Annotated in this window: 14 protein-coding genes; 9 read left to right on the top strand and 5 right to left on the bottom strand. The window is 66.4% G+C overall.

The window, feature by feature from the left end; translation table 11 throughout:
• From ACGFW6_RS07560 to ACGFW6_RS07535, 6 genes are read left to right on the top strand one after another with little or no spacing between them, the layout of a single operon-like run.
• Positions 1-258, top strand: a complete 258-nt coding sequence (locus ACGFW6_RS07560) for a gas vesicle protein GvpG (protein ID WP_393505683.1) — start codon at positions 1-3, stop codon at positions 256-258.
• A 7-nt stretch (positions 259-265) separates the two neighbouring features.
• Complete coding sequence (locus ACGFW6_RS07555) at positions 266-451, top strand: hypothetical protein (RefSeq protein WP_393505682.1); 186 nt, start codon at positions 266-268, stop codon at positions 449-451.
• A complete protein-coding gene (locus tag ACGFW6_RS07550) occupies positions 444-818 on the top strand; it encodes a gas vesicle protein (RefSeq protein ID WP_393505681.1) in 375 nt (124 codons plus the stop codon). The genes ACGFW6_RS07555 and ACGFW6_RS07550 overlap by 8 nt, the downstream gene beginning before the upstream one ends.
• Positions 819-835: 17 nt before the next feature.
• A complete protein-coding gene (locus ACGFW6_RS07545; protein WP_393505680.1) occupies positions 836-1,693 on the top strand; it encodes a GvpL/GvpF family gas vesicle protein in 858 nt (285 codons plus the stop codon).
• A gap of 20 nt (positions 1,694-1,713) precedes the next feature.
• Positions 1,714-1,941: a gas vesicle protein gene (locus ACGFW6_RS07540; protein ID WP_393505679.1), complete on the top strand. Its 228-nt coding sequence runs from the start codon at positions 1,714-1,716 to the stop codon at positions 1,939-1,941.
• Positions 1,938-2,219: a gas vesicle protein K gene (locus tag ACGFW6_RS07535; protein ID WP_393505678.1), complete on the top strand. Its 282-nt coding sequence runs from the start codon at positions 1,938-1,940 to the stop codon at positions 2,217-2,219. Before ACGFW6_RS07540 ends, ACGFW6_RS07535 begins: the two co-directional genes overlap by 4 nt.
• Before the next feature lie 29 nt (positions 2,220-2,248).
• Here the strand turns inward: ACGFW6_RS07535 and ACGFW6_RS07530 are convergent, their stop codons facing one another.
• The 5 genes from ACGFW6_RS07530 to ACGFW6_RS07510 form a co-directional block, all read right to left on the bottom strand.
• Positions 2,249-3,430 (bottom strand): cytochrome P450, encoded by a 1,182-nt coding sequence (locus ACGFW6_RS07530; RefSeq protein WP_393505676.1) that lies wholly within the window; start codon positions 3,428-3,430, stop codon positions 2,249-2,251.
• On the bottom strand, positions 3,423-3,995 hold the full coding sequence (locus ACGFW6_RS07525; protein WP_393505674.1) for a DUF5825 family protein: 573 nt from the start codon (positions 3,993-3,995) through the stop codon (positions 3,423-3,425). The genes ACGFW6_RS07530 and ACGFW6_RS07525 overlap by 8 nt, the downstream gene beginning before the upstream one ends.
• Positions 3,992-5,908 (bottom strand): RiPP maturation radical SAM C-methyltransferase, encoded by a 1,917-nt coding sequence (locus ACGFW6_RS07520; RefSeq protein ID WP_393506955.1) that lies wholly within the window; start codon positions 5,906-5,908, stop codon positions 3,992-3,994. The genes ACGFW6_RS07525 and ACGFW6_RS07520 overlap by 4 nt, the downstream gene beginning before the upstream one ends.
• A 34-nt stretch (positions 5,909-5,942) precedes the next feature.
• Positions 5,943-7,211, bottom strand: coding sequence for an MFS transporter (locus ACGFW6_RS07515; RefSeq protein ID WP_393505672.1), 1,269 nt, complete (start codon positions 7,209-7,211; stop codon positions 5,943-5,945).
• Between the two features lie 269 nt (positions 7,212-7,480).
• Positions 7,481-8,659, bottom strand: coding sequence for a cytochrome P450 (locus ACGFW6_RS07510; RefSeq protein WP_393506953.1), 1,179 nt, complete (start codon positions 8,657-8,659; stop codon positions 7,481-7,483).
• A 778-nt stretch (positions 8,660-9,437) separates the two neighbouring features.
• Here ACGFW6_RS07510 and ACGFW6_RS07505 point away from each other — a divergent pair.
• From ACGFW6_RS07505 to ACGFW6_RS07495, 3 genes are all read left to right on the top strand, one after another.
• Complete coding sequence (locus ACGFW6_RS07505) at positions 9,438-9,599, top strand: hypothetical protein (RefSeq protein WP_227293201.1); 162 nt, start codon at positions 9,438-9,440, stop codon at positions 9,597-9,599.
• Positions 9,600-9,689: 90 nt separating this feature from the next.
• Positions 9,690-11,651 carry a B12-binding domain-containing radical SAM protein gene (locus tag ACGFW6_RS07500; RefSeq protein WP_393505670.1) on the top strand — a complete coding sequence of 654 codons (1,962 nt, stop codon included), beginning with the start codon at positions 9,690-9,692 and terminating at the stop codon, positions 11,649-11,651.
• Positions 11,652-11,653: 2 nt separating this feature from the next.
• The gene (locus ACGFW6_RS07495; protein WP_393505668.1) at positions 11,654-12,892 is read left to right on the top strand and encodes an ABC transporter substrate-binding protein; all 1,239 of its coding nucleotides are present in this window, start codon (positions 11,654-11,656) and stop codon (positions 12,890-12,892) included.
• Positions 12,893-12,917 lie beyond the last annotated feature (25 nt).

Here is a 12,917-nt window from a genome sequence, read left to right as displayed (position 1 = left end):
ATGGGGCTGCTCACAGGGCTGCTCACGCTGCCCATCGCCCCGGTGCGCGGCGTGGTCTGGGTCGCCGAGAAGCTCCAGGAGGCCGCCGAGCGTGAACTGCACGACCCGGCCGTCCTCCGCTCCCAACTGGCCGTGCTCAACAGGGAACTCGAAGACGGCTTCATCAGCCTGGAGGAGTTCGAACGGGAAGAGGAACGGCTGCTCGACCGACTCGACGCCGCCACGGCAGCCCGTTCCGCGCCAAGAGACCGAAGGTGACAGACCCATGGATGACCAGGCCGAACTCGCCCCCGGAGCCACGCTCTTGGCGAGGCACGCCCCGGAGCGGACCCAGAACGGCCGGCGCTCTCTGACCGCCGCGACCCGGCTGGCGGGCATACGGTTCGGCCACGGGGAGCACGCGGATGCGCCGCAGGGCGGGCGCGGAGCGAGCGGGTGGCGCCGTGGGTGAAGTGGACTTCCGAGGGACGGCCCAGCCGGTTGCGGGCCCCCCGGCCGCCAGCCTCGCCGACATCCTTGAACGCGTCCTCGACAAGGGCATCGTCATCGCCGGTGACATCAAGATCGATCTCCTCGACATCGAACTGCTCACCATCCGGCTCAGGCTGTTCGTGGCCTCCGTGGACACCGCGAAGAAGGCCGGCATCGACTGGTGGGAGACCGATCCGGCGCTCAGTTCGCGTGCGGCCCGCGACGCCCTGCGGGAAGAGAACGACGAGTTGCGGCGTCGCCTGGAGGCACAGGCGGCCGGGGAGGACGAGGCGCCGAGAGCGGTTGACGCGCCCGACGCGGAACGCACGTCCACACAGCGGAAATAGAAGGGGAGCACAGACGTATGACGGATCGCGGCCCTGCGGTTCCGGAGGCTCAGGCCACCTATGTCTTCGCCGTCTGCCGTGACGTGGACCCGGCAGCCGTCCGTGATCTGCCCGGCGTCGACGACGCGGAGCCCGTGCGCGCGCTGCCGCTCGGGACACTGACGGCGGTCGTCCAGTCCGTCCCGGCGGCGGACTTCACCGATGAGGCCTGGCAGTCACGCCTGTCCGACCAGCGCGAGCTGGAACGCTACGCGCGTGCCCATCACGAGGTGGTGTCCGCGGCGGCCGCCGCCGCGCCCACCGTCCCGTTGCCACTGGCCACGCTGTATCTCAATGACGAGCGCGCGCGACTGGCGCTGGCCGAGCAGGCGGACCGATTCCATACGGCACTGAGGCGCACCGCACGCCACGCCGAGTGGGGGGTGAAGGTCTACGCGCCGACGGAGGCACAGGCAGCCTCGGACCCGGTCGCGCCGTTGCCGACGGAGGCGCAGGCAGCCCCGGACGCCGTCGCGCCGTCGCCGACGGCCGTATCCGCCCGGACGCGTCCGGCCCCCGGGGCGGGACTCGCCTATCTGGAGCGCAAGCGGGGGATGCAGCAACGTCGGGAGCGGCGCCACGACGACGCCCTGCGTACGGCCGAGGTCGTGGACGCCGAAGTCAGCCGCCTGGCGACCGCGTTCCGCAGGCTCCGGCCTCACGGAGCCCAGCATTCCGGGGATCGGGATGTCCAGGTCCTCAACGCCACGTATCTCATCGCGGACCATCGGGCCCCCGAGCTCGTCCAGCTGACCCGGACGCTGCGGGAGCGGACCGGAGCGCGGATCGAACTGTCCGGGCCGTGGGTCCCCTATTCATTCGTCGGCGAGGTATAGGCGATGGCGAGGTACGGTCGATGACGCACGCGGTGGTGCCCTGGGACAGCGCCGAGCCGCTCAGCGGCCCCGTGGGAGTGCCACTCGTGGACCTCCTGGACCGGGTCCTGGCAACGGGTGTGGTCATCAGCGGCGACCTGGTCATCGCGATCGCCGAGGTACCGCTGGTCCGGCTGTCGCTGCACGCCTTGCTGTCCTCGGTGAACGAGCGGGTGCCGGCCCCCTGGGCGGACGGGGGACCCCTGTGACCGACGGCGGACGCCTCGACCTGGACCGCGACCGGGTGGGCCGCGACCTCGTGGCACTCGTCCTGACCGTGGTGGAACTCCTTCGCCAGCTGATGGAGCGCCAGGCGATTCGGCGGGTGGAGCAGGGCGATCTGAGCGAGCAACAGATCGACGAGATCGGAACGACCCTGATGCTGCTCGACGAGCGGATGACGGAACTGTGCGAGCAGCACGGCTTGCGCCCGGAGGACCTGAACCTCGACCTCGGGCCACTCGGGACCTTGCTGCCTCGCGACTGAGGTGACCGCGAAGCGAAGAACCGGGCAGCTCACGCCACGGAACCCTGGTTCGCGCACTCCACCCAGATCGGGAGTTCCACAAGGCCGTTCATGACCGAAGTATCGTGGAAATTCAGCTCTGACGGTTCCACGGTCAGGCCGAAACTCGTTGTTCCCGAGAGGAACGCGCGCAGCGCCTCCGCCGCGATCAGGCGTGTGACGGGAATACCGAGGCATGAATGCCGTCCACGACCGAACGTCAGATGCTCGAAATCCCGGCCGCGCGCGGGGTCGAACCTGTGAGCATCGGGAAATGCCGACGTGTCCCTGTTGCAGACGTCCACCCCGATGACGAGCAAAGTGCCTGCGGGAACTGTGTACTGGCCTATCACGGACGACTCCTTCGTCATCCGATAGATCCCCCGCGCAATCGGGCTCGCGTACCGCTGCACCTCCTGGACGAGGCCGGGCAGCAGCGTCTCGTCATCGCGTACGAGACTCTGCGTACTCGGATCCTGCGCCAGGCAGAGGATTCCATTCGTGATCAGTGCCGCCAGCACCTCGACACCCGACAGCGCGAGCAGTCGAGTGTTCGCCGCAACTTGTCGATCGTCGAGGGACGGCAGTTCCGCCATCAGGTCCGACACGAGGTCATCGGCGGGGTCGGCACGCCTGTCGCGCACCCAGTCGACGAGCGTGGCGTCGAGTTCGCGCACCGGGTATCCCTGGTACACCGCGGTCCTCAGGGCCGAGACGAGGGTTGCGTCGAGTCCGAGCAATCGCGACATGACGCTGTCGGCGATGGGCGCGCCGATCGAGGCGACCGCGTCGAGCCTCCCCAGGGTGAGAGCGTTCGCGATCGACTCTCGGACATCCTGAATCAGCTGGTCCGAGACATCGCGCACGCGCGTGTCGATGACGCGCCGAAGTGCGCGCCGTACGCGACGATGCTCTTCCCCATCGGTTTGGTTGACGGCGAAGACCATCTCGGCCGTCGAGTCCGCATGCGATTCGAGCGGCTCGTCGAAGACGCTGGCCATGAGTTCGCCCGCACTGCCGTAGGTTTCGACGTCGGACAAGATGCGGGTGGCTTCGCCGTGATCGTTGACGAGCAGCCCCACTCCTGCCGTTCCCATGCGCATCGGAACGATGGTGGCTGCCGGATCCGCCGGCTCGCGCGAGATGGTCCGGTCATCGAGTGTCTTGCGGAATTGGATGTTGCCGTCAGACACACCAGACTCCTTGCCTTACGGCAATACCCACACCGTGGTCGCCGGAACGAAAGACGAGGTCGTGCAATTCAAGGGCGTGGATACTGGCCGCCTCTTCCGGGGTGATCGTGTGTCCCCAACGGCTTGCGTCAAGAACGGCTGCCGCCGGTTCGGAGCGGTCGATATCGAAGCGGCGACGCTCCCCGTACCGTGTGTCCTCAACGGCCAGGAACGCCGGACCGCGCCGGACGACAAGGGACGCTCCCTGCTGCGCCGACCACGCGAAGGTGCCGTCCGACTGCCGTGGCGGGTCGAGGTGTCGAAGGCATCCGATCTCGAGGGCACCACGGTCGCCGCTCCATGAAACCCGCAATCCAACGCCGCGCGCGTCGCGGAGGAGCGCGATCAAGGAGACGAGTTCGCGATCGCCCATCTCCGACAGGGCGAAATGACCAGCCAGTCGAACCCCGGCGTATCCCGACCGGGTCAGGGTGACGAGATCCTCCCTGCTCTGCATCGAGTGGAGATGGACCGCCGCGAAGAGCCTTCGTCGGTTCGACCGCCGTTCTGCTGTCTGCTTCGTCACCAGCGCAATCCTGTCGCGAGCGCCAAATAGGTGGCATCCTCATGAAAAATGATTCCGAGCTCCAGCCAATTCTTGATGAGCTCTTCGAGCCGGCCTTCCGGCACTGCCATCCCGAGCGAGGACATCGCGGAAGCGAGTGCGGGAAGGGTTTTGCCCTTGGCCAGCGCACGGTAGGCCTCGGCCTCGAGACCTGGATGAAGCACCACTTCACGGGAGGGCCAGGTGGCCCGGTCGTCGACGATGATGAGCGAGTCGTCCGGCGCCGGCAGGGCGACCAGCCGAGAAAGGGATGCGTTGGCCCTCCAGTTCGCGACTGCTTCGCTCAACCTGTCATACGTCTCAGGTGAGATGCCGGCGGGCTCGGACTCAAACACGTAGACGAAGTCATCGAGGGCATCCACCACCCCCTCGTAAGCGCTCACCAGGTTGCGCGAGGGACCGAGCACCCGGAGGCCGAGGTCCGGGTCGTCGAAGTAGGGGCTGAAGCGTTCCAGTTTGATGGGGAACACCCCGGCGGGCGGCGTCAGATGATGGAGGGATGGGAGCGAGTCGATCAACGCCGCATACTCGCTGTCGTGCTCCCCGGGGAAGCCCACGAGGATGTTCCACGACGGATAGATCCTGCAGGTGGCACAGTCGCGGAGGAAGCGCACGTTCTGCCACCCGGTCACCCCCTTGCGCATGATGCGCAAAATGGGGGTGCAGAGGCTCTCGACACCCGGTTGCAGTTGAGTGAAACCGGCGCGCGCAAGGGACTCGAGTTGGCTGAAATTGAGGTTCGACTTCACCTCGGCGAACAGCCGGACGTCCCATTCAGCGGGCAGCGCCATGTCTGTGGTCAGTCGAACGACATGGTCGGGCGCCAAAATGTTGTCAGCGAACACCAGGTCGAGCACGTTGTGCCGACGCACAGCTCGGCTGGCCTCGGCTTGCACGCGCTCGGCAGGCTTTGCGCGATGGGCCATGGCCGACCCGTTCAAGCCGCAGAATGTGCAATGGTGCTTCGCACCCCACCAGCATCCGCGGCTGGCCTCCAGAGGAATCTTGACGTCGATGAGTCGAGCGGCCGGAGATTTCCGCAGATCGCGGAAATAGTGATCGTAGACGGGCTCCGGCACCACGTTCATCGAGACGGGTGTCGGTCCGATCGGGTTGCTTACCGTGGCTCCATCGCTGTCGGATCGCCAGCACAGGCCGGGCACCGTACGCAGCAGTTCGTCATGTCCGTTCTCGTCACCACTCCGGCATGCTGCGACATGGGCGACGAGTGGCGCGATCGAGCGCTCCGCCTCGCCCCGGATCACGTAGTCGAACTCCGTGCGGGCGCGGTGGACTGCCGTACCTTGAACGCCGTCGCAGTTCGCCCCGCCGAGCATCGTGACGATGCTCGGGGACAACTCCTTGACGCGGTGCGCGAGCGCGAACGAGGCAATGTTCTGATCGAACGTCGTCGTCAACCCCAGGACATCGACGCCTGACGTCACGAGATCTCGGGCCAACCCGTCGACGAAGGCGGGTGCCGCGCGGAACATCGCACAGTAGGCGTCAACGTGCTCACTGCCGCTCACGAGGTCGTAGAAACTCGTGTGGCGTGGGTCGGTACCGGGGCGGAAGCAGCTGGAGAAGACCCATTCGCCGACCCCGAACACCTCGGCATCGACGATCAGTTCGTAGTGCTCACGCTCGAGGCCCACCTCTCGGACCAGGAAGTCGAGCCACCGAATATTGCCATAGACGACGTCGAGCTTCTCCACTTCTCCGCGCTGCTCGAACAGCGGAGCGATCGTGCTCAGCGCCAGCGAGGGCATGTCCACCACGGCCCAGGGCATGCAGACCAACGCAACCGAAAGGGCGTCCTCGTGCACGACCGGCGGGTTGAGATCCAGTACCGGTCGTTTGTGCCCGATCTGCATCAATTCCACTTCGGCTCCTCGTCGTCAGCCTGGTTCAGGATGCCTTCTGGTCGGCGGGCTTCTCGGTCTCGGTGGTCACCCGCGCGCCCCGGAAGAGCACCGGGAGCCACAGGAGACATGCCAGCAGGGGGACCGCGGCGTAGGTGGCCATGCCCACGCTGGATCCCAACCCGTCCATGAGCGTGCCGAGGACCAGATAGCCAGTGCCGATGAGCACCGACTCCACGAATGCGATCATCGAGAGCAGGCTCGCCCGGTGGCGCGACGGCACTGCCTCGTTGAGCACGTTGTCCACGAGCACCGCGGTGATCTCGGGAATTCCGACCAGGATCAGGAACGCGGCGATGGTGACCCAGACGAGGCCGAGGCCGCTGAGCCCGAGTGCCGCGGCGAGCGTCACGAGGGAGATCGGGATGACGATCCGATACCCGATGCGCTTGTTCGCGCGGTCCGACAGCAGGGGAACGAGTCCGCCGACGAAGAATCCCGCCGAAATGACCACGCTGACCAATGCGGTGCCCGCTCCCTGATCGGAGAGGGTCTTCTGCGTGAAGATGATGTACGGCGTCAACGTCGCGTGCATCAATCCGGACACCACGACAAGCGTCACGAGCGCGGGCGTGGCGACGCGAAGCATCGCCCGCCATGCGGTGGCGTCGACGTGCTGCTTCTCGGCTCCGTCCTGCTCGTCCACCGCGTCCGCGCCGCGGATCTCGGGCACCCGTGACATCAGCACCACCACGGCCAGGACGAGGCACGACGCCGAACCGAGGTAGACGATTCCCCAGGAGAAGTGCTGCAGTTGGCCGCCGAGGACGATGGCGACTCCCGAGGTGACCGTCCCCAGCATGGTGAACCGGGACTTGATCTTGACGTATCCGGCCGTTGCGCCACGACGCACGAGCAGGTCGTACAGCAGGGCGGTGTCCGAACCGGATACGCATGCCATGCCCACGCCCTGGCCGATGAACAGCGCCAGGAATGCCCAGTAGTTGGAGGACGCCGCCTGACCGAGCAGGCATCCAGCGATCAGCACCTGGCCGATCACGATGCTGGCACGCCTGCCGATCCGGTCGGCGATGATTCCCGTCGGCATCTCCGCAAGCCCGCTGACCAGGTAGATCAGTGTCTGAAGGATGGCCACTTGGCCGGCGGAGAAGCCTCGCTCATACAGGAAGATGACGAATACGCCCCGCTGGAACATCGAGTTGGCGAGCACGGCGTAGACGTAGAACGGGCGCGCGACGCTTCGTGCTGCATCGTCGACTGCGGCCGACCCGTCGAGGGCCTCCGTGGTGGTCATGCTGCGGGATCCCCCTGGTGACTCCGGTGATCATTGCTGTCAGGCCTGCGCCGTGGACCGGAACCTACAGTCCTCACTGCGCGCAGGACAGCAGGCCCACCCTCGGGGACCCGTTGCAGGCGCCGCGGCGATCCTCGGTGGAGATGCCGAGTGCTGCAACCGTGCAGCACCTTGTACCCCTCCACCACCGGCAGTTCCGGCTCCGGCCGGCCGTTCCCGATCCGCATCAGGTCCACTCCGGCTCCTGTCGCCGGCTCGGCCTCGTTCACTTACCAGCTCACGGGCATCTTCTTGACGCCGTATCCGAGTCCGTCGTCCATGAACGGCAGGTCGCCGAGGTCGGCGGCCAGGGCCAGTGTCGGAATGCGCCGGAACACGGCGGCGAACACGACCTGGAGCTCCAGGCGGGCCAGCGGTTGGCCGGTGCACTTGTGCACGCCGTGCCCGAAGGCGAGCTGCTGGCTGGCGTCGCGGCGCAGGTCCAGCTCCCCGGCGTCGGGGAAGACGCTTTCGTCGCGGTTGCCGATCTCCTCCGGGAGGATCAGACCCTCGCCGGCGCGGATCACCTGCCCGGCGATCTCGATGTCCTCCACGGCCACGCGGCGACGGCCGGGCTGGACGGTGGTCAGGTACCGCAGCAGCTCGTCGACGGCCGCGGCGACCTCGGGTCCGTCGGAGTCCTTCAGGACGGTGATCTGATCGGGGTGTTGCAGCAGGGCCAGCGTGCCCAGCGCAATCATGCTGGCGGTGGTCTCATGTCCCGAGATCAGCAGGAACAGGACCAGCATCACCAGCTGATGCCGGTTCAGCTGACCGGTGGCCAGCCGTTCGGTGGCCAGCTGGGACAGCAGGTCGTCTTCGGGAACCGCGAGCTTGCGGCCGATCAGCTTCGCCAGGTACTGGTACAGCTCGCGTTGGGACTTGTCCACGGCGTCGTCCGGGACGTCGCTGCCGGTCATCGTCCTGATGGCGTGCTGGAAGAAGTCGTGGTCCTCGTAAGGGACGCCGAGCACGTGGCAGATGGTGATGGACGGAATCGGCAGGGCGAAGTCCGACACGAAATCCGCCGGCTTCGGGCCGGCCAGCAGAGCGTCGATGTGGTCGTCGACGACTTGCTGGACTGTGGGCCGCAGTTGCTCGACCTTGCGGGGGGTGAACGGCCGGGCGATCATCCGGCGCAGCCGGAGATGCTCGGGGCCTTCCATGGCGGTCAGGAACTGGCCTTCTTCATGGTGGTCCCGCAGGAACTGGCTGTGGAACGGGTAGCCCGGCTGCATCCAGTCGGCGCTGACCCGGCGGTCCGACAGGAGAGCGCACTGCTCGGCATGCCTCGTCACCAGCCACGGAGTGCTGTCGTCCCACAGCCGGACTCGGACCAGCGGCGCCCGTTCCTGCAGCTCGGCGAGCTCAGGTGCCGGATCCAGTGGACAACCATGCGCCCTGGGAATCGGAAAGAGCGGGACTGCCGTGGATTCCAGATCAGGAACGTTGGCCTGCGAAGACGTCACAATCCTAGCTCCGTCCCGAATGTCACATAACGGAAGACACATGAGAAGTGAGGGTCGATGGCACCCACACTCTCCAAGCTGATGCAGGCACCATGGGCCTGGGCTCGCTGAATGGAATGATCGCCGAATCGGCTTCCACGACCTGCGGATTCCGGTCTTTGCTCTTTCGCGCCACGTGGCGCGAAACGATCCATGTGCAGCCCTTGTCCGCAGAAGGTGAGCAGCATCCAACGGCGCCCTCTCCGCTTGGCACTGTTCCGGACCGGCTGCAGCCTACCCAGATTCGATCAAGCCCTACAAGAGGCGGGAAAGGCCTGGCATCCGTCGGGCGGCGGACATCGGCGCACGTGCGCGATGCGCCCGAACCGCACGGGCCCTCGGCAGTTCCTGACTCACGAAATGCCCTCAACCGGAACGGTGAAGTACCACTCCACCACTGGCGCGATGAAGGACTCGAACAGGACAGAAGTCCCCACCTGCAGGGCCTCCCGTCTTGGAAGTGCCCCAGCGATCCTGCGTGTTGGAGGCCTGAAGCAACTCCCATCGTCGCAGGCCACACGGCACTTCCTCATTCCTGGGGGCATCGCAGCGGTACAACGGCCGAGGCATCCGGGACCAGGTGTGGCTCGGTTAAACGTGTGCACTGCCCATTGACGAGACGCCAAAGACTGTATGAGATAAGGATGTTGGAGCCAGTCAAGGTAAAGAGAGGTCAAAAATGGCGCAGGCAGTGACGGAGCGTTCGGTGACCGCGATGGACGAGGCGGAGCCGGACATGGTGCTCTTCACCGACGAGGAAGGTCTCGACCTCGACGACGACGTCGAGTTGATCGCCCTGTCATCGGCTACTTTGGGTGCCATCGTTGCGCGGCGCTGCTGATCGCATCTGATGCCGACTCAGAAACGACTGGCCCTCTCGTTTTCTGGGGAGGGCCAGGTGTCGGTTCGAACGTCCACGCGGCATGCTCGCGTGACACTCGGCCGGCCCCTGATCAATTCCGATGTCAATTCTCCCTTCTTTGTTCCTCTCGGACTGCTCTGCATTGCCTCACCACTGACGGCACACCGTCATCCCGCCGTCGTCGTCGACCTGGAGTACGAGCACCGGATCGGTGCCTTCGAGCCCAGTGATGCCGACTGGCTCGACCAGACCTGCGCTCGCTTCCTCGCCGACGATCCGGACATTCTCGGCCTCACCTGTCTCGCGGACACCCTGCCGACATGCCTTCTCATCGGGCGTGAGGTCAAGCGGCGCCGGCCCGATGTCACGGTGGTTCTCGGTGGACCCGGGACGTTCGGGGTCTTCCCCGATGCCCTCCCGCGCTTCGCCGACTGCGTCGACTTCGTGTGCCGCGGCGAGGGAGAACTCGCGATCACCGCCCTCGCGGACGCCATCGCCGACGGGGCTGATCCCGCCGAGGTGCGCGGCTTCTGGTCGTGCAGGAACGGCCAGGTCGTCTCCAGCGGGCCCCAGCCGACCACGAACCTGAACCTCGTGCCGATGCCCGCGTACGACGCCGTCCCGATGGGCGACTACATCCGGCTGTCGACCCCGCACATCTTCGACGTGCACATCGGCTCCGGGTGCACCTACTCGTGCAAGTTCTGCATGACGTCGACGTTCTGGGACCGCGACTTCCGGATCAAGGATCCCGCGGTCATCCTCGATGAGCTGCGCTTCCTGCACCGCACGTACGGGGTGACCCAGTTCAACTTCCTGCACGACAACTTCGCCAACAAGCGCACGTACCTTGACGAGTTCGTGTCCTACTTCTCCGAACACAACGACATGTTCGAGTGGGGATGCGCGGTCCGACCGGACAACGTCAATCCGTCCCTTCTGCGGCGCATGGCCGACGCGGGATGCTTCAACATCTTCTGCGGCACGGACGCGGGGTCGGAGAAGATCCTCAAAGCCATGCTGAAGATGCCCTCGACGAAGCGGACCTACGAGTTCTTCCGGTCCGCCCAGGAAGTCGGAATCCAGTTCGAGACGAACACGATCGTGGGATACCCGGACGAAAGCGCCGACGACCTCGAGAAGGCGCTGGAGGTCGTCTTCGACGCGATCGCCTACGGAGCCGTCAACAGTGACCTCAGTGTGCTTCAGCCGCTTCCCGGCGCTGAGATCACGGACGAGTACCGGGCCGATCTCGAACCGCTCGAAAGCGGACTCGACGTCATGGGCACCTTCCTGCCGTCGGACGTCCGCGCGCTCATCAAGGACGAACTGGCGACCTTCACCGGATTCAACTTCATTCGCAGCGGGAACCGGGAGTACGAGTACTACCAGGACGTGTTGCGCCTTTCGCGCTACTTCACGCGCCGCTATTACCACCTGCTGAGATTCCTCAAGCAAGGTGCAGGACACACGTACGTCGAACTCATCGACGCACTGCTCGAACGGGCCTCAATGCCCATCGAGGAAGCGCTCGCTGAGATTCTGGCGCACCTGGAGGGCGCGCCGGCGCAGGCCGCCAGGGCCCTGTTCGCCTACGACTCGATGCTCGCGGAGTTCCGGGGGGACGAGGTCGAGGAGGAGCTCGTCAACGTATACCGGCGGCCCGCCACCGTGGAGGAGAAGCCGCACTTCCTGATCACGGACTTCGATGTCGACGTCGTCACGATGATTTCCGACCCGCGCGACATCACCTGGAAACCGGAGCTGAACCGTCCGACCGTCGTGGTCGTGTACCGCGCGAGTGAGGCGGAGGTGTCGACTCTCCGCCTGACGCCGGCGCAGGCCAAGGTGTTCAAGGCCCTCATGCCACGCGGGCGGGAGGAACGCGAAGCTCTCCTCGCGAACATCGCCCCAGGGCGGTTGCGTGAGGTCGCGACGGCGGTGGCAGGGCTGTGCGCGCAGATCGACGCCTCGCCGGACGCCCCCGGACGGACTCCTCCGGTGGCCGACAGCACCCTCGTGACCACGTGACCGTGACACGCCCCGTAGTCGTCGAGGTGGACGACGACCCGATTCGATGGCACGGGCCCACGGGAGGCGACTACCTGAGCCGCTGGTTCGCCGCGGCGAGCCAACGCAGCCGGCTCGACCTCATGTGGATCGAGGACGACGGGCTGAGCCAGCACTACCGCGTCCAGCAGGGCGCGTCCTTCTCCGACGGGAGCCCGGTGCGTGCGCGCGATCACGCCCGGGCGATCAAGACCGCGCTCACCGTTCCGTCGCTCCAGCGGTTCCTGCGCGACATCCGCGCGGTCCGCACATCGAAGGACGCTCTCGTCATCGAGCTCCGCCGCCAGGCGCCGCACCTTCCCAGCCTGCTGCGGAGCGTCGATCTCGCTCCCATCTCGTCGTGCGGGCAACTGTCGTCCGGTCCGTACGAGCGTGCCGTGCGCACCGCCGATGACGAGTACTGGCTCGAACCCGTCAGGGCCGGCACGCCACCTGTGCGGGTGCTCGTCCGCCGCGATCCGCACGACGCCCCGGAGAGGTTCCGGCGGGGTGAGGTCGATGTGACGTGCTCGACGGCGTTTCCGCTCGACCGCGTCCCGGACTTCGCGGACAGTCAGGTGTTCCACACGGCACCGACCGCGATCGAGATGCTTCTGGAGTTCAACCCTGACAGCCCGTCAGCGGTGGGCGACGCGGCATTCCGTCGCCGGCTCCTCGGCGCGATCCGTTACGACCGCCTCGTCGCACGGTGCTGGAACGGTGTGGAGTCGGCAGCGCCCGACCACCACGTCGAGGCACCGCCCAGCACAGCCGACTCCGGCGTACGGCTGCGCCTGGGGTACTGGGACTACTACCCCAACCGGGACGTGGCCGAAGAAGTGGCGGCCCAGCTGACCGAGAACCTCGGCGTCGAGGTCGAGCTGACACCCACCGACTTCGTCTCGGGCTCGGCGCAGTCCTGCGACGTGCTCCTCGCGCTGCGGGGCCCGCTCTTCGAGGATCCGATCTGTGCTCTGGACCTGCTCGACCCGGCGCGCCGTGACCCCGTCCTCGCGCCGCTGCTGCACCGGCTGTCCGAAGTCCCGGACGACGATGCGGCGTACGACGAGCTGCGTCGAGCGGTCCGCGAGCAGTGTCCGGTCCTGCCGCTCCTGCGTCTGCGGGGCCACTGGCTGCAACGCGAGGCACTGGCAGGTCTGCCCTGGCCACCGATGGGCGCCGTGCGCTTCCCCCGGTTCAGCTGGACCGCCGATTCCTCATGATCTTCCCCAACGGTGATCTCGCTAC

The sequence above is a fragment of the Streptomyces sp. Y7 genome, assembly GCF_043195415.1.
Taxonomy (GTDB): domain Bacteria; phylum Actinomycetota; class Actinomycetes; order Streptomycetales; family Streptomycetaceae; genus Streptomyces.
The sequence above is the reverse complement of the archived record's forward strand: the minus strand, read 5'-3'. Positions and strand labels throughout refer to the sequence as shown.